The organism is Streptomyces sp. NPDC107498 (genome assembly GCF_055582805.1).
This window is the reverse complement of record NZ_JBVJPE010000001.1, coordinates 676841-692945: the sequence shown is the minus strand read 5'-3', so window position 1 is coordinate 692945 and position 16105 is coordinate 676841. Positions and strand designations below refer to the sequence as shown.

Below are 16105 nucleotides of genomic sequence, written 5' to 3'. Positions count from 1 at the left end.
ACCGCCGCCGCGAACGGAGCGATCTTCGCCTCCGCCAGGGCACGCACCGACTCGCGGAGCATGTCGTGCTCCTCCGAGGGCCGATACAGGTCGAAGTCCTTACCCATGATGGAGCTCCCCTAGACGCTTTTGGCACTGAGTACCCTCAGCAAAACACACTCAGTGCCACGACGCCAGAGCGCCCCGACGCTGTTCTGCGTCGGGGCGCTCAAGAAACCGTTTGGTCGGTTTTCTTAACCGTCGATTTCCGTGAAGTTCGCTTCTTCTCTGCGGCGCCGGTCCGCGTCGTATTCGGCGCCGAGCCTTCGGCCGTACTCCTCGGTCAGGCCGAGACCGGGCAGCAGCGCCGGCGTGCAGATGCTCGGCATGAAGTGCCGGAGCAGGACCGAGACGCGATGGATCAGGTCTTTGCGATCGCACAGGATCTGGGACATCGCCTGGACCCCGGAGAAGGCGCCCGAGAAGAGCGAGGCCGTGTCCGTCACGTCGACGTGGACGAGCAGCTCCCCGCGCGCCTTCGCGACCATGAGGATCTCCGACACCTGGTCGATCCACGCCTGGAACGGCGCGACCCGGTCGACGCCGGTGGCGCCGCTGTCCAGGGCCAGGGCGACGCTCGCCCGCACGAGCGCGTCGCGCTGCAGCCGGTGGGCGAGCAGGAAGGCCTGGTCCGCGAGCTCCTGGAGCTTGATCGCCTGGGGGGGCAGCGGGACGTCGAGCATCTGCGCGTCGAGCACGCCGAGGGCGAGGTCTTCCTTGGAAGCAAAGTGGAAATAGAGGGCTCCCTTGGTCACCCCCGCCCGAACCAGGATCTCTCCGATGGTCGTGCGCTCGTAGCCCCGCTCGGCGAAGACGGCCGCGGCCGATTGCAGGATCGCCTGCCGGGTCTTGATTGCACGCGCTTGCTGCGCCAAGGCGCCTCCCGCTGTATCGCTGTCTGTGCTCGTGGTGTGACGTGAAGCATTGAAAAGAAAACCGGGCTGTACGTATTCTAGTTCGGGCGGACATGCCGCCCAGGGGCGCGGGGGTGCTAGGGGGATCCATGGATCAGAACTTTCGAGGAGCGACGTCGACCTGCGTCCCCGGGGAGTTCGTTCACCGAGCGGATCCCGCGGACATCATCCCCACGGGGTGGACCCAGTTGGCGGAGAACCGCTTCTCCGTCTCCGCTCGCTGGCCTGCCGCGCATCCCTTCTTCTCTCCGGTGGCAGGGGACCGGCACGACCCCGTACTGGTGGCCGAGACGATACGTCAGACCACCATGCTCGTCGCTCACGCCGAATTCGGGGTACCCGTCGAGGATCAGTTCGTCATGTGGGGCCTGCGCTACACCGCCGACGCCGAGGCGCTCGCCGTGGGCGACCTCTCCTCGGACATCGTCGTCGACGTCATCTGCTCCGACCTCGACAGCCGCCGGGACAGCCTCCGCAACCTGCGCACCACCCTGGTGCTCACCAGGGACGGCAGGCACCTCGCCACGGGCGGCGCCATGGCCCGCTGCACCTCGGCCCTGGCGTACCGCCGCGTCCGCGGCGACCGGATGGCCGCGCTCGGCCGGCCGGTCCCGCTGATCCAGGGCGTGTCCCCGCAGTCGGTCGGACGCGAGCACGCCAAGGACGTCGTCCTCGGCCCGGGCACCCGCCCCGGTCAGTGGCAGCTGCGGATCAACACCCAGCACCCCACCCTCTTCCGGCGCCCGAACGACCACATACCGGGAATGGTGCTCCTCGAAGCCGCCCGGCAGGCGGCGACGCTGACGCTCGGCAGCGGCGCGTACCTGCCGACCGCCATGGACATCTCCTTCACGCGGTACGCCGAACTCGACAGCCCGTGCTGGATCGAGGCCGAGATCCTGCCCGGCGCCCCCGAGGCGACCACCGTCCGGGTCACCGGCCTGCAGGACGGCCGGCCCGTCTTCCTCTCCACGCTCACCTCCCCGTCCCGGGACCTGACGGCGGCCGGAACCGGCCTCGACAGACGCCTGGCGGGCTGAACCGGACCGGAACCATGGGGCCTCGCATACTGATCACCGGCGCGACCGGATTCATCGGCGGCCGGGTGGCGGCGACGGCCGCGGCATCGGCGGAACCGGCGCGCGTACGGCTGCTCGTCCGCCGTCCGCCCGCCCCGCCGCCCGGCCCGGCGGGCGCCGGCGTCGAGGCCGTCACCGGCGACCTCCGCGACCCCGACTCCCTGCGCCGGGCCTGCGAGGGCGTCGACGTGCTGATCCACTGCGCCTCGGCGATCGGGGCGACGGAGGACGTGGCCCGCGCCGTCAACGACGAGGGCACCCGCGACCTGGTCGACGCGGCCGTGCGCGCCGGAGCGACCCGGATCGTCTCCCTGAGCACGGCCTCCGTCCACGGCCGCGGCCCGTTCCGCGCGGCGGCCCCCGGCACCCTCCCGCTCGCCCCGGGGTCGGCGACCAGCCGCACCCGGGCGGCGGGGGAGCGGCACGTCCTGGACGCGGGCGGGACCGTCCTGCGACCCCACTTCGTGTACGGCGCGGGCGACCGCCAGCTGATGCCCGGCATCGTCCGGCTGCTCGCCGCCCTGCCGGGCCCGCTCGACGGGGGCGCCTCGCTGCACTCCCTGATCGACGTGGACAGCCTGGCGGGAGCCCTGCTCGGCGCGGCGCTCTCCCCGCGGACGCGCCCGGGCCCCCACTACGTCAACCATCCGGAGCCGGTCCCGGTGGCGGAGCTGCTCGCGGTCGCCGAGGCGCTCCTCGACGGGCGGCCCGGGAGCCGGGGGCCCGCGGTGGGCGCGGCCGAGGCCCGGGCGCTGCTCGCGGACCTCCCCTTCGCGCAGCACCACCTCGCCATGCTCACCGTCGACCACTGGTTCGAGGACGACCGCCCCTGGCGGGAGTGGGGCCGGGACCCGGGGCCGGGTTTCGCCGCGACGATCGCGGACCACGTGCCGTGGTACCGGAGCCTCCTCCGCCGCTCCTGAGGCGGAGCCCCGTGCCCCCGGAACCCCGGGGCCTCAGCCGACGGGCACGCGGACGTGGTCGGTCGCGGTCGGGCTCCCCGCGGGTTCGAGTCCGGCGAGCGCCTCCGGGGCCGCCAGCATCGGCAGCAGGGTGCGCCACAGACCCGTGACGGTCCTGGGGGAGAGCCATTCGCCGTTGTCGCGGCCGAGGGCCTCCAGGCCGATCGTCGCGGCCACGACGGTGCGGGCGAGGTCCTGCAGCCGTCCGACGCCGGCGGCGAGCAGGCCCTCGTCGGCCGCTTCCGCGAGCCGCTGCTGCACGCAGCCCTGCCACTCCTGGCGCGGGCTGAGCTCCGTACGGGAGTCGTCGGCGCAGCCGAGCCGGAACCCGGCGCGGACGACGATGTCGTCGCGGAGCAGCCGGGCCAGGGCGTGCGAGGTGTCGACGAGGTCCTGCAGGGCGTTCGACCGCCGGCCGTACACGGTCCGGGCGGTCCGGCGCAGGGCGGCGCAGGCCTCCTGCTCGACGGCCTCGGCGACCGCCGCCTTGTTCTCGAAGTGGAAGTGGAGCGCCCCGGGACTCACGCCCGCTCCCGCGCTGATCGCGGAGAGCGTGGCCAGGGCGTAGCCGTGCCGGTCGAATTCCTCGGCCGCCGACCTGATCAGCGCGTCGCGGGTCCGCGTGGCCCGCTCCTGTTTGGTCACCGTGGCTCCCGTGGAAGTAAACCGACTGCTTGGTATTGTAAGAGGTTTGACCTTCCTTCAGGTTCTTTCGACGCGTAAACCGCTCCTTGGGGGGAAATTCAGGTGGAACCGTCGCAGGGGAGAGGCGGCATCACCGCACGCCGGAGGCGGTCGAGGAGGGAAGCGACAGCTCCGAGGACGGAAACGGCGGCTCTGGTGGACCGGACGTGCGGTTTGTCAGGTCGATGCGGCGCGGTCGGCGCCTGAACGCCAACGAGCCCTGGAATCGCGGGGGTTCGAGCCCCGGGGCCCAGGGACGCCCGTCGCCTCCTTGCGCACCCGCGAAGGGGGCGGCGGTCCGCGCCCCCTCCCCGGGCGTCGCCCTCCCTCTCCTCAGCGCTCCCGCTCGAGGCCGTAGTGCTCGGTGTAGTCGATGTCCTCGAGCAGGCGGAAAACGAGTTCGGCTCCAAGGGGGCCATCGGCAGCGCCCCGGTCCAGCGCGAGCTGGAGGGTTTCCTCGTCGGGATCCAGCGTGAACTCGACGCCCATCGGGGCGTGTTGGAGGCGGCAGCGGCGGCGGGCGTCGGCTACGCGCTCCAGCAGGCCGTGGACAACCCCCTCGTCAAGGGCGTCCTGCTCGCGGCGCGCGGCGGCGAGGACGACCTCCTCGCCTGCCTCACGACCCGCCCGGAGCCGGTCTTCGGCACGGCGACGGCGATGCTCGACGCGTACGCGACCGAGGCCTGGCCCGACGTCGACGAGGAGTCCCGCGGACTCGCCGTCGAGACGATCGTGCGGCTCGCCGTCAGCCACGTCGTCCAGCCCGTGGCCTCGCCGGAGGAGTCGGCCCGTCGCATCGCCAGGATCACGGCGCGGATCGCGTACCCGGGCGGCCCTACCTGAGGCGGACCCCGCGTCCGTCGGCCGGGGAAAGGGGTGAGGCCCGCCGTCGGACACGGGGGATCTCCGACGGCGGGCCTCTGTTGAACATTGTACGAGACCGTCGGGGGTGCTCCGCGAGCCCGACGGCGGTGGCGGGGGGCGGGTCGGCGGGGTACACCTCCCCTGAGGCGCGGAAACGGCCGTCCGGGCCGGACGGTCACCCTCGACCGCGTCACCGGCGACGACGAGGAGGTCGCGGTGGAAAGCAGAAGCACGGGGTTCGTGCAGTCCTTCAACCGTCTCGGCGGGTACGGCTTCGTCGTCCCCGTGGGCTCCGAGGAGCAGGTGTACTTCAGCGCCGAGGACATCGAGAGCGCGGAGCGGACGGTCTCCGAGGGGCAGCAGGTCTCCTTCGTCCTGGTCCTCGGCGAGGGCCGCTTCGAGGCGAAGGAACTGCGCGTCTGACACCGGCCGGGCCCCGGGGCGCGGAGACCGGCCGGCCCGCCGGGCCCACCGGCCCGCGGCCCCGTGGCCCGGGGCCGGCGGTCCGCGCCCCGCGGTCCGGCCCGGGGCCGGCGGTCCGCGTTCCGGGGTCCGGCCCGGGGTCGGAGGTCCGCGTTCCGGGGTCCGGCCCGGGGTCGGAGGTCCGCGTTCCGGGGTCGGCGGGTCCCCGCGTCCGCTTCCTGGGTACGGTGGGCGCATGTCCACGCCCGGGCCCCCGCCCAGAGACCCCGCGACCGCCGCCCGCCCGCACGGGCGGACCCCGGGAGCGCGTGAACTCGCGGCGGCCGCCGAGGTGTTCGGCCTGCTCTCCGACCCGACCCGGCTCCATCTGGTGTGGCTGCTCACCCGGGGCGAGGCCGACGTCGGCGCCCTGACCGAGGCGTGCGGGGCCGCGCGTCCCGCCGTCAGCCAGCACCTCGCCAAGCTGCGCCTCGGCGGGCTGGTCACGACCCGCAAGGAGGGGCGTCGGGTCGTGTACGCCATGCCGGACGGACACCTGAAGCGTCTGGTCGTCGAGGCGATCAGCCGTGCCGACCACCAGGTGACCGGGGAACCCTGGCACGACTGACCCCAGGGGTCTGGAGTGAACATGTGCGCACTCGTGCACGCGTCGGTTACGGTGGTGGCCTCAGCCGTCCGCCGTGGCCGACCGGGGGCTCCCCCATGCCGTCCGTCCTCCGCAACCGCACCTACCGGCGCCTCTTCGCCGCTCAGGTCGTCGCCCTCACGGGCACCGGCCTGGCGACCGTGGCCCTGAGCCTCCTCGCGTACGACCTGGCCGGAGCGGACGCCGGCGCCGTGCTCGGCACCGCCCTCGCCCTCAAGACGGCCGCGTACGTGGCGATCGCCCCGCTCGCCGGGGCCCTCGCCGACCGGGTGCCCCGGCGCGCGCTGCTCGTCTCGATGGACCTGGCGCGGGCGACGGTCGTGCTCGCCCTGCCGTTCGTCACCCGGGTGTGGCAGGTGTACCTCCTGATCCTCCTGCTCCAGGCCGCCTCCGCGGCCTTCACCCCCGCCTTCCAGGCGACGATCCCGCAGACGCTGCCCGAGGAGCGCGACTACACCCGGGCCCTCTCCCTCTCCCGCCTCGCCTACGACCTGGAGAGCCTGGTCAGCCCCGTGCTCGCCGCCGCGCTGCTCACCCTCGTCCCGTACTCCTGGCTCTTCACCGGCACCGCCGCCGGGTTCCTCGCCTCCGCCCTCCTCGTCCGGACCACCGCCCTGCCCCCGACGCCCGGGCCCGAAGCCGCCCGGACCGGTGCCGGTCGGTTGCACGCCAGGGCGGCCTTCGGGATCCGGCTGCTCCTCGCCACCCCGCGGCTGCGCGCCCTCCTCGCCCTCGACCTCGCCGTCGCGGCCGCCGGCGCCGTGGTCCTCGTCGACACCGTGGTCCTGGTCCGCGACGCCCTCGGCCGCCCCGCCGGCGACGTCCCGCTCGCCCTCGGCGCGTACGGGGCGGGGTCCATGGCCGTGGCGCTGGTGCTGCCGCGCGTCCTGCACCGGGCGGACGACCGCGCCGTCATGGTCCGGGCCGCCCTCGTCCTGCCCGGCGCCCTCGCGCTCCTCGCCCTCGGCCTCACCGCCGCCCCGGGCCCCTGGTCCTGGCCCGCGCTGCTCACGGTCTGGTTGGTGGCCGGCGCGGCCGGCTCGGCGGTCCTCACCCCCGGCGGCCGGGTGGTGCGCCGCTCGGCCGCCGGGAGCGACCTGCCGGCCGCCTTCGCGGCCCGGTTCTCCCTCTCGCACGCCTGCTGGCTGCTCACCTACCCGCTGGCCGGAGGGCTCGCCGCCCGGGCCGGGCCCGCCGTCTCGGCGGCGGTGCTCGCCGTCCTCGCCCTCCTCGGAGCCGTGGGCGCCGCCCGCCTCTGGCCCCGGGAGGACCCGGTCGAACTGGAGCACGTCCACCCCGAACTCCCTCCCGGCCACCCGCACCTGGCCGGGGCCGGCGCCCAGCACGCGCACGCGTTCCACATCGACGCCCTGCACCGGCGGTGGCCGCCCCCGCCGGACCGGTAGGCGAGCCCGACGCCCGGGCGGCCCTCCCGCCTGCCCCACATGGATGTCTCTCGTCCCCGCCCTGGAGTGTTCACGCGGACCGGCACGGTCCTGCCGACATAGTGCGGGGCATGAGACGACCCACCCCCACACGGACCCGGTCCCGCAGGGCCCTCCTCTGCGCCGCCCTCCTCGCCCTCGCCGTCCAGACCGCCGCCGCCCCGGCACTCGCCTCGCGTCCCGAGGGCCCCGGCGGCCCGGGCGGACACGGCGGGAGCGACTGCGTGCGGACCGAGCGGCCCCTCGACGGCGAGGCCCGCCGGATCCTCGACATCACCCGCAAGGCCAAGACCGACCTCAAGCTCAACTCCGTCGAGCTGCGGGTCACCGTCGACGGACGCGAGGTCCTCACCGACGCCCTCGGCGAATCCATGACGGGCGTCCCCGCCGAGCCCGACATGCACTTCCGGGCCGGCTCCGTGGCCTTCGCGCACATCGGCACGGTCCTCCTCCAGCTCGTCGAGGAGGGGAGGGTCGACCTCGACGACACGGTGGAGCGGTGGCTTCCCGACGTGCCCAGGGCGAACCGGATCACCCTGCGGATGCTGGCCACCAACACCACCGGCCTCCACGACTACGTCACCGACCCGGCCTTCGACGCGGAGCTGGAGGCGCACCCCTTCCGCCAGTGGACCCCGGCACAGCTCCTCTCCTACCCGTACCGGCACTCCTTCTGGTACGAGCCGGGCACCAGCTGGAGCTACTCCCACGCCAACTACCTCCTGCTCGTCCAGGCGCTGGAGGAGATCACCGGCACCCGGATCGACCGGCTCGTGAGGGAGCGGGTCACCGGCCCCCTCCACATGCGCGACACCCGGAACAACTTCACGCCCGACATCCCGCGCCCGGTCCTGCACGCCTTCACCTCGGAACGCGGCCTCTACGAGGAGTCCACCTTCTGGAACCCCTCGTGGACCACCGCGCCCGGCGCGGTCATCACCACCCACGTCTGCGACCTGGCCACCTCGGCGCGGGCGATCGGCAGCGGTGAACTCCTCTCGTACGGTTCGTACCGCACGATGCTGGACCCGGGGACGGTCGGCCTCGGCGGCGGGACCGCCACGTGCCCCGCCTCGATCTGCCTGAAGCAGACCGAGGCCAAGCACTTCGGCCTCGGCGTCATCGTCGTCAACGGGTGGGTGCTGCAGAACCCGTCGTTCTCCGGGTACGCGGCGATCCAGGCGTACCTCCCGTCGAAGCGGCTCGCCATCGCGGTCTCCGCGACGAAGACCCCGACCACCCCCGACGGCAACATGGCCGAGGTGGTCGCCCAGCGCATCGCCGCCGCCCTCGCCCCGAACGACCCGCTCGCGATCACCTGACCCTCCGGCACCCGCCGCGCCGCGCGTGTCGGGTGCCCGCGGGCGTCGGGCGAGTGGTTACGTGGCCGGACACCGACCCCCCGAGCCACCGCGACGCGGCGGCTCGGACCGGCACCCCCGGAGGAGAACGCCATGCGGATCCACGTCACCAGTGTCTTCGTCGACGACCAGGACAAGGCGCTCCGCTTCTACACCGAGAAGCTCGGCTTCGTGAAGAAGACGGAGGTCCCCCTCGGTGACTACCGCTGGCTGACCGTCGTCTCCCCGGAGGCCCCCGAGGGCACCGAACTGCTCCTGGAGCCCGACGCGCACCCCGCCGCCAGGGAGTACGCGAAGGCCCTGCGCCAGGACGGCGTCCCGGCCACCTCCTTCGCCGTCGACGACGTCCACGCGGAGTACGAGCGGCTGAGCGCCCTCGGGGTCCGCTTCGCCCAGGGGCCGACGGAGGCGGGGCCGGCCACCGTCGCGGTCCTCGACGACACCTGCGGCAACCTCGTCCAGATCGTCCAGCTGCCCTGACCGGGCCCCTCGGAGGCCGCCGCTCCGGCTCAGCCGACGTGGACGCGGGGGCGCCGGTTCCGGTCGGGCTCCGCCTCGCGCAGCACCTCGCGGGTGGTGGGGGCGACCTCGCCCCGGCCGAGGAGGAAGAAGCGGAAGAAGTTGGCGAAGGGGTTGCCCTCGGTCCACTCGAAGTAGACGTGGGGACGGACGCCGGTCAGGTCGCGGGCGTGGAGGAGGAGGGCGGCCAGCGCGTTGGGGACGGAGGAGGACTCGACGGTGAGGACGCGGTAGCGCCCGTGCATGACCTCGCCGCGCACGGTCAGGCCCGCCTCGAACTCGGAGGGGTCGGTGACGGTCACCTCGACGAAGACGAAGTCCTCGGTGGCGGGCAGGTCGTTGTCGGCGCGTATCTGCTCGATCTTGTCGCGGTACTCGGCGACGTCCCGGCCGTCCGGTTCGTTGGCGACGAAGCGCGCGGCGCGCCGGGAGACGTCCCGGATGAAGTGCTCGGCCGTCTCGTCGAGCTCGATGTGGGTGACGCGCAGCTCGAAGGCGCGGCCGAGGCGGGAGAGGAGCGAGACGAGGACGATGCCGGCGATGAAGCAGGCGCCGATCCTCACGCCGTCGGGGCGCTCGATGACGTTGACGACGGTGGTGTAGAGGAAGACGGCGGAGATGACGCCGAAGCCGATCGTCCAGCCCCTCTGCCCGGCCTTGCGCGCGGCGATGGTGACCGCGATGGCGGCCGAGCAGATCAGGACGAGGACACCGGTGGCGTACGCGCCGCCCTGGGCGTCGACGTCGGCGTCGAAGACCCACGTCACCAGGAAGGCGACCAGGGTGAAGACGACGACCATGGGGCGCACGGCGCGGGCCCAGTGCGGGGCCATGCCGTACTTCGGCAGGTAGCGGGGCATCAGGTTGAGCAGTCCGGCCATGGCCGAGGCGCCCGCGAACCAGAGGATCGCGATCGTGGAGGCGTCGTAGACCGTGCCGAAGGCGTTGCCCAGGTACGCGTGGGCGAGGTAGGCGAGCGCGCGGCCGTTGGCGTCGCCGCCCGACTCGAACTCCTCGTGCGGGATCAGGACCGTGGTGAGGAAGCTCGTGCAGATCAGGAAGACGCTCATGATCAGCGCGGCCGTGGTGAGCAGCTTCTTCGTCCCCCGGACGCGTCCCGCGGGGTTCTCCTCGGTGTCGTCCGGATCGCCCTGGACGTGCGGCATGACCGCCACGCCGGTCTCGAAGCCGGACAGGCCGAGCGCGAGCTTGGGGAAGACGAGCAGGGCGACGCCGACCATGCCGAAGACGTTCCCGTGCTCCGCGGTCAGCGCCGCGGACCAGTCGGTGACGACATGGCCCTCGGTGACGACGTGCCACAGGCCGGTGGCCACGACGACCGCGTTCAGGCCGAGGTAGAGCCCGACCAGGACCACGGCGACGCCGACGGCCTCCAGGAAGCCCTTGAGGAACACCGCGCCCAGCAGGGCGATCAACACGAGCGTGATGACCATCTGCTTGTCGTGCAGCGCCGATTCGAGGTGCGGGTTCTCGACGAGGTGGGTGGAGGCGTCGGCGGCCGACAGGGTGATGGTGATGAGGAAGTCCGTCGCGGCGAAGCCGAGGAGGGCGAGGACGAAGAGCTTGCCCTGCCAGAAGGACAGCAGCCGCGACAGCATCGCGATCGAGCCCTCGCCGCGAGGGCTCTCCTCCGCCACCCGCCGGTACACCGGCAGGGCGCCCGCCAGGGTGACGACCACCAGGACGATCGTCGCGACCGGGGAGAGCAGCCCGGCCGCGAGGGCCGCGATGCCCGGCTGGTAGCCGAGGGTCGAGAAGTAGTCGACACCGGTCAGGCACATCACCCGCCACCAGCGCTGCCCCTGGTGCCCGGCGTCCGGCGCCGCCTCCACGGGCCGGGAGGGTCGGCCCCTCCCCATGTCGGAGAGGCCCTCCAGCATCCACCCGCGCAATCGTCCGGTGCGGGCGTCCTTCGTGGTGGCCATCGGGTGTCCCTGGGGTGGTGATGTACGGCTCCGGCGGTCTGCTTTCGGCCATCCGGTGGACGGCCCGGCAAGCCTAGGCAGACCGCGGGCAGCCGATCCGGGAACGGGCGTCAGGGATGTGTCAATATCCGCGTCCGGGGTGTCGTACGCGTCACACCAGGGCCGCCCGTCGGGCCTCAGCGACTGCCGAAGGCCTGCGTCCAGTAGGGGCCCCCGGAGGTGTGGAGGCCGATGCCGATCTCCTTGAACCCGCAGTTCAGGATGTTCGCCCGGTGGCCGGGGCTGTTCATCCAGGAGTCCATCACCTGCGCCGCGGTGGTCTGGCCCTTCGCGATGTTCTCGCCGTACGAGGACCACGCGTACCCGGCCGCGGTGATGCGCTCGCCGGGGCCGTCGCCGTCGGGGTTGGTGTGGTCGAAGAAGTTCCGGGCGGCCATGTCGTCGGAGTGCCCCTGGGCGGCCTCGGTCAGCAGGGGGTGCTCGGTCAGCGGGCCGCAGCCCGCCTTGGCGCGTTCCGCGTTGACCAGATCGATCACCTGCGCCTCGGTGGAACCGGAACCCGAGCCGGAACCGGAACCCGAGCCGGAACCGGAGCCGGAGCCGGAACCGGAGCCGGAGCCCGAGCCGGATGTCGTGTGCGTGCCGGCCGGGCCGGGCACGGGCGCGGACGCGGGCGCGGTCGTGCGCGTCGGCCGGGGCGGTGCGGGCGGCGAGGTGCGGGAGGCGGTCGGCGTCGGACGCGAGGGCCTCGGGGTCGTACGGGGGGTCTTCGAGGCCGACGGCGAAGGGGTGGCCGAGGAGGAGGTGGCCGCCGGGGCGGCGGTCGGCTCCTGAGAGAGGGACGGGCCGGCGTCGGTCGTCGCGGCGAGCGTCGTGTTCCCCGTCTCCGCCCCCTCCTCGGGGCCGGTGGTCAGGGTGAAGGCGCCGCCGGTGACCGCCACCACGGCTATGCCCGCCGCGATGACGGCGCGCCTGCGGCCCCGCTGCCGCCGCCGGCGGCGGACGGCGCGGGTGCTCCGGCGGCCGTGTCCCGCGGTCCCTCCACGGGGCCCGAGCCCGGCTCCCGCCCCGTGCGTCGCCGAGCCGAGCGGGTCCGGGGCCGGCGTGGCGAGCGGGCCGACGTCCGGCGTGGTGAGCGGGTCCGGGGCCGGAGCGGCGAACGGGACGGTCGCGGCGGCGGTCCCGAAGCCCGCCCGCTCGCGGACGCCCGCGAGGAGCAGCGCGGCCGGGGGCACCAGGAGCAGTCCGGCGAGCAGCCCCTCCGCCGGTACGAGCCCGCTCCACAGCCCGGCGCAGTACGCGCACGCGCGGGCGTGCCGGGCGATGCGCTTGCGCCAGAGGGCCGACGGCCGGCCGTCCCAGGTGTCGATCTCGTACCGCAGCGTCGCGCACGGCGGGTTCTGCGACAGGGCCCGTACGACGACCCGCGCGGTTTCGAGGCGTTCCTTCATCCGCTGCACCCGCACCGCGGTGTGCTGCGGGGACAGCTCCAGGGCGGCGGCCACCTCGTGACGGCTCAGCTCACCGGCGCATTCCAGCCACCACAGGGACAGCAGGTCACGGTCGTCCGGCTCCAGCCAGCGGGTCGCCTCGGCGGTCTCGCGCCGCTGGCCGGAGAGGTTCAGCCGGACCACGGCCAGCTCCACGAAATCGGTCCCCGGCTGCGCGAGCTCACGGGCGTCGTCGAGGCCGCCCGCGGGGAAGCCGGCCTGTTGCTGCCGGTGCCAGTGGCTGCGGACGCCGTTCATGGTGATGGCGACCAGCCAGGACCTGAAGCTGTCCGGGGACCGCAGCTCGCCGAGTCCGGCCAGCGCCCGCAGCATCGTCTCCTGCACGACGTCGTCGACGTCGTGGTGACCGTTCATCGCCCGGCCCACGATGTTGTAGACCAGGGGCAGGTGGAGCGCGATGAGCCGGTCCTGCGCCCGCGGGTCCCCACTCTGTGCCGCCCTGACCAGTTCCGTACCGTGCTGTGCGCCCATGCTCCGAATCACCCTGTCCGTTCTCTCTGCCGTCGACGGCCAACACCTGGGAGATCACGGGGAGGCGGCCCGATAACAGGAATCGGCGGAGGAGTTCCGGAATCCTCCACGGCCCCCGGGACCGTGCGCGCTCCCGTACGGGAGTCCGGCGCGATGTCCGGGACTTCGTGGGATCCGCCAGTACGGAACGCCGCCGCGGTCCGGCAAGACTGCCGAGGCGTGACGGAACACCAGGGACATGACCGAGCACCGGGAGGGCCGCGCCATGGGCGTGCAGCTGTACGACGAGATCGGTGAGGCGTTCGAGGGATTCAAGTCCCTGCCGCTGACGCGGTACGGGGAGGTGCCCAGCTTCCTGGGCCTGGTCGGTGACGTACGGGGCAGGTCCGTGCTCGACCTCGCCTCCGGCACCGGCTTCTACAGCAGGGAGTTCAAGCGGCGGGGCGCCTCCGAGGTGCTCGGCGTCGACATCTCCGGTGCGATGGTCGACGCCGCGCGGGCCTTCGAGGAGAGCGATCCGCTGGGCGTGCGCTACGAGGTGGGCGACGTGTCCGAGCTGCGCGACCTCGACCGGCGCTTCGACGTCGCGCTGGGGGTCCAGCTGCTCAACTACGCGCCGGACGTCGCCGCCATGGAGCGGATGTGCCGCCGTGTGCACCGGAGCCTGAAGCCCGGAGGCGAGTTCTTCGTGCTCGCGCAGAAGCCCGACTACCGCTTCGACGGGCCGTCCCTCGCCAAGTACGGCTTCCTCTGCGAGGCGACCGGCGAGGAGATCGAGACCGGGCCGCGCGTCCGGATCACGGCGCTGCTCGACCCGCCGATCTCGTTCGTCGGCGCCTGCCCGCGCCGCGAGGTGTACGAGGGGTCCCTGCGGGCGGCCGGTTTCAGCGAGCCGACCTGGGTCCCGCTGGAGATCTCCGAGGCCGGCGTCCATGAGTTCGGCGCGGACTTCTGGGCGGACTGCCTCGCCAACCCGCCCTTCGAGCTCCTGCGCTGCCGCGCCTGACGACCGGTCGGGGACGGCCCCGAGGAGCCCGAACGGCCCGCACCCGGATGCCTCCGGGACCGGGACCGGGCAGGCTGGTGCCCCGGACCGGGCACGACCCCGTGGTCGCCCGGTCCCGCGGTCGAGCACGGCAGGGGAGAGGACGGCATGGAAGGGTCAGGACCCGCGGGAAACCCCGCCGCGCGGCTGCTGGCGCGGCTGGCCCTGCTCGCGGCCGTCGGCTCGCTGGCCGTGCTCCTGCTCGCGATCGGGGACGGCGGCCTGAAAGTGGTCGGGGCCGGCTTCCTCGGCCTCGTCCTCTGCGCCGCCGGCGTCTGGTGGTTCGTGTCGCACCGCGGCGCCGCGCGTCTCCTCGGGGCGCTCCTCGCGATCGCCGCGCCCGTCGGCGTCGTGGTCCTCTTCGTGCACGACGGCCTGTGGCTGACGGCGCTGGTCCTGTGCCTGTGCTGGGGCGCGACCCTGGCCTGCGCGCGGGCGGCGCTGCGCAGATCGCGACCGGAGCGGTCGATGCGGGCGGTCCCGGCGCGCCCGCCGAAGCGGCCGGTCCTGATCATGAACCCGAAGTCCGGGGGCGGGAAGGTCGGCCGCTTCGACCTGGTGGAGCGGGCGGAGGGACTCGGCGCGCGGGTGATCCTGCTCGACCCGTCCGCCCCGGTCGACGTCGCCGAGCTGGCCCGCGAGGCCGTGGCCGGGGGCGCGGACCTGCTGGGCGTCGCGGGCGGCGACGGCACGCAGGCGCTGGTCGCGACGGTCGCCGCCGAGCACGACCTGCCGTTCCTCGTGGTCTCCGCCGGGACCCGCAACCACTTCGCCATGGACCTGGGTCTCGACCGCTCCGACCCGTCCCGTTGCCTCGACGCGCTGACCGACGGCGAGGAGCTCCGGGTCGACCTGGGCGACGTCGCCGGGCGGGCCTTCGTCAACACGGTCTCCTTCGGGGTGTACGCCGACGTCGTGCAGCGGCCCGAGTACCGCGACGACAAGGCGGGCACGGTGCTCTCCCTCATGCCGGACCTGCTGCTCGGCGAGGGCGTGCGACGACTCGACGCGCGCGTCGACGGCGCGGAGCTCTCGTCCCAGCAGGCGCTGCTCGTCAGCAACAACCCGTACGTCTCGCCCGACGAGGTCAGCGGCGCCGGTCGGCGGCCCAGCCTCGACGACGGCGAGCTGGGAGTGCTCGGGATCAGGGTGGAGGACGCGGCGCAGGCCGCCGACCTGGCCGTGCGGGGCTCGCAGTCCACGGGGCTGACCGTCCTGACCGCACACCGCGTCGAGGTGACCTCCGGCGCGGAGGAGATCCCCGTGGCGGTCGACGGCGAGGCGCTGCGGATGCCCACCCCGGTCGTGTGCACGCTGCGGCCCGGCGCACTGCGGGTCCTGGTCCCGCGCGACCGCCCGGGCGTTCCCGTACCGGTGCCGCCCGTGCGGTGGCGCCGGATCCTCGACCTCGCGTTCGGCCGTGCGGAGCGGCCGGCCGAAGCGTCGCCGTGACGGGGCGCCGGGCCCCCCACTCCGAGGAGTCCGCCCGTGCCTGAACCGCCCTCCCCGCGCCGCCGAACCGGTGGCTCTCCGAGCGCCGCCGGGGGGCGGTGAGCGCGTCCGTCGCCGCGGCCGCGGCGGTGCTCCTCCTCGGTTTCGACGGCGTCAGGGCGGAGCTCGCCGGGGCGGACGTCTGCGTCCTGCTGCCGTTCGCCTACCTCCTCCCGTACCTCCTGCTCACGGTGGTCGCCTTCTCCACCGCGTCCCCGGAGAGGGTCCGTGCCTGGGCCGACCGCGCGTCGCGGGGCACGGTGCTCCAGCGGTACCTGTACGGCACGGCGCCCGGCCCGGGGGTGTCGCTGCTCATCTCGGCCGCGGCGCCCGTGGTGGCCGTGGTGTGGCGTCCCGGGCACCTCGGCTCCTCCCTCGAACCTGCGGTCCGGGCGTCGGTGGCGCTCGTCCTGGTGGCCCTGGCCTGGGTGTGCGTGGCCGTCTCCTTCGCGGTCGCCTTCCAGGCCGACGACCTCGTGGAGGAGCAGGGGGCGCTGGAGTTCCCCGGCGAGGAGGATCCCGCCTGGGTCGACTACCTCTCCTTCGCCTTCTCGGTCATGACGACCTTCGGCGCGACCGACGTCGCCGTGGCGTCCCGGGAGATGCGCCGGACCGTGACGGCCAACTCGTGCATCGCGTTCGTCTTCAACACCGTCACGGTGGCCAGCCTCGTCTCCGCCCTGGACAGTCTCTGACGGGTCTCGC

At 73.7% G+C, this 16105-nt stretch carries 16 protein-coding genes; 11 read left to right on the top strand and 5 right to left on the bottom strand.

Annotated elements, in window-relative coordinates; genetic code table 11:
- Positions 1–233 precede the first annotated feature (233 nt).
- Positions 234–914: a ScbR family autoregulator-binding transcription factor gene (locus ACZ66Z_RS03235; RefSeq protein ID WP_469932230.1), complete on the bottom strand. Its 681-nt coding sequence runs from the start codon at positions 912–914 to the stop codon at positions 234–236.
- 128 nt (positions 915–1042) lie between these two features.
- Here ACZ66Z_RS03235 and ACZ66Z_RS03230 point away from each other — a divergent pair, with 128 nt between their 5' ends.
- Entirely contained in the window at positions 1043–1993 is a 951-nt protein-coding gene (locus ACZ66Z_RS03230; protein ID WP_469932229.1) for a ScbA/BarX family gamma-butyrolactone biosynthesis protein, read from the top strand.
- Positions 1994–2007: 14 nt separating this feature from the next.
- Complete coding sequence (locus ACZ66Z_RS03225) at positions 2008–2955, top strand: NAD-dependent epimerase/dehydratase family protein (RefSeq protein WP_469932228.1); 948 nt, start codon at positions 2008–2010, stop codon at positions 2953–2955.
- A 33-nt stretch (positions 2956–2988) separates the two neighbouring features.
- Here the strand turns inward: ACZ66Z_RS03225 and ACZ66Z_RS03220 are convergent, their stop codons facing one another.
- Positions 2989–3639 carry a ScbR family autoregulator-binding transcription factor gene (locus ACZ66Z_RS03220; RefSeq protein WP_469932227.1) on the bottom strand — a complete coding sequence of 217 codons (651 nt, stop codon included), beginning with the start codon at positions 3637–3639 and terminating at the stop codon, positions 2989–2991.
- A 372-nt stretch (positions 3640–4011) separates the two neighbouring features.
- On the bottom strand, positions 4012–4167 hold the full coding sequence (locus ACZ66Z_RS03215) for a hypothetical protein (protein ID WP_469932226.1): 156 nt from the start codon (positions 4165–4167) through the stop codon (positions 4012–4014).
- Positions 4168–4173: 6 nt separating this feature from the next.
- Here ACZ66Z_RS03215 and ACZ66Z_RS03210 point away from each other — a divergent pair, with 6 nt between their 5' ends.
- The 6 genes from ACZ66Z_RS03210 to ACZ66Z_RS03185 all read left to right on the top strand — a co-directional run bounded on the left by ACZ66Z_RS03210 (position 4174) and on the right by ACZ66Z_RS03185 (position 8897).
- Positions 4174–4521 (top strand): hypothetical protein, encoded by a 348-nt coding sequence (locus ACZ66Z_RS03210; RefSeq protein WP_469932225.1) that lies wholly within the window; start codon positions 4174–4176, stop codon positions 4519–4521.
- A 237-nt stretch (positions 4522–4758) separates the two neighbouring features.
- Complete coding sequence (locus tag ACZ66Z_RS03205; RefSeq protein WP_469932224.1) at positions 4759–4965, top strand: cold-shock protein; 207 nt, start codon at positions 4759–4761, stop codon at positions 4963–4965.
- Between the two features lie 235 nt (positions 4966–5200).
- A complete protein-coding gene (locus ACZ66Z_RS03200) occupies positions 5201–5572 on the top strand; it encodes an ArsR/SmtB family transcription factor (protein ID WP_469932223.1) in 372 nt (123 codons plus the stop codon).
- A gap of 95 nt (positions 5573–5667) precedes the next feature.
- Complete coding sequence (locus tag ACZ66Z_RS03195) at positions 5668–7017, top strand: MFS transporter (protein ID WP_469932222.1); 1350 nt, start codon at positions 5668–5670, stop codon at positions 7015–7017.
- A gap of 110 nt (positions 7018–7127) precedes the next feature.
- Entirely contained in the window at positions 7128–8378 is a 1251-nt protein-coding gene (locus ACZ66Z_RS03190) for a serine hydrolase domain-containing protein (protein WP_469932221.1), read from the top strand.
- 132 nt (positions 8379–8510) lie between these two features.
- Complete coding sequence (locus ACZ66Z_RS03185; protein ID WP_469932220.1) at positions 8511–8897, top strand: VOC family protein; 387 nt, start codon at positions 8511–8513, stop codon at positions 8895–8897.
- Positions 8898–8926: 29 nt separating this feature from the next.
- Here the strand turns inward: ACZ66Z_RS03185 and ACZ66Z_RS03180 are convergent, their stop codons facing one another.
- Positions 8927–10882: an APC family permease gene (locus tag ACZ66Z_RS03180; protein WP_469932219.1), complete on the bottom strand. Its 1956-nt coding sequence runs from the start codon at positions 10880–10882 to the stop codon at positions 8927–8929.
- A gap of 176 nt (positions 10883–11058) precedes the next feature.
- Complete coding sequence (locus ACZ66Z_RS03175; RefSeq protein WP_469932218.1) at positions 11059–12864, bottom strand: sigma-70 family RNA polymerase sigma factor; 1806 nt, start codon at positions 12862–12864, stop codon at positions 11059–11061.
- Positions 12865–13129: 265 nt separating this feature from the next.
- Here ACZ66Z_RS03175 and ACZ66Z_RS03170 point away from each other — a divergent pair, with 265 nt between their 5' ends.
- The 3 genes from ACZ66Z_RS03170 to ACZ66Z_RS03160 all read left to right on the top strand — a co-directional run bounded on the left by ACZ66Z_RS03170 (position 13130) and on the right by ACZ66Z_RS03160 (position 16095).
- Positions 13130–13870, top strand: coding sequence for a class I SAM-dependent methyltransferase (locus ACZ66Z_RS03170; protein ID WP_469932268.1), 741 nt, complete (start codon positions 13130–13132; stop codon positions 13868–13870).
- A gap of 147 nt (positions 13871–14017) precedes the next feature.
- Positions 14018–15361, top strand: coding sequence for a diacylglycerol/lipid kinase family protein (locus tag ACZ66Z_RS03165; protein ID WP_469932217.1), 1344 nt, complete (start codon positions 14018–14020; stop codon positions 15359–15361).
- Between the two features lie 98 nt (positions 15362–15459).
- A complete protein-coding gene (locus ACZ66Z_RS03160) occupies positions 15460–16095 on the top strand; it encodes a DUF1345 domain-containing protein (protein ID WP_469932216.1) in 636 nt (211 codons plus the stop codon).
- Positions 16096–16105: the final 10 nt, after the last annotated feature.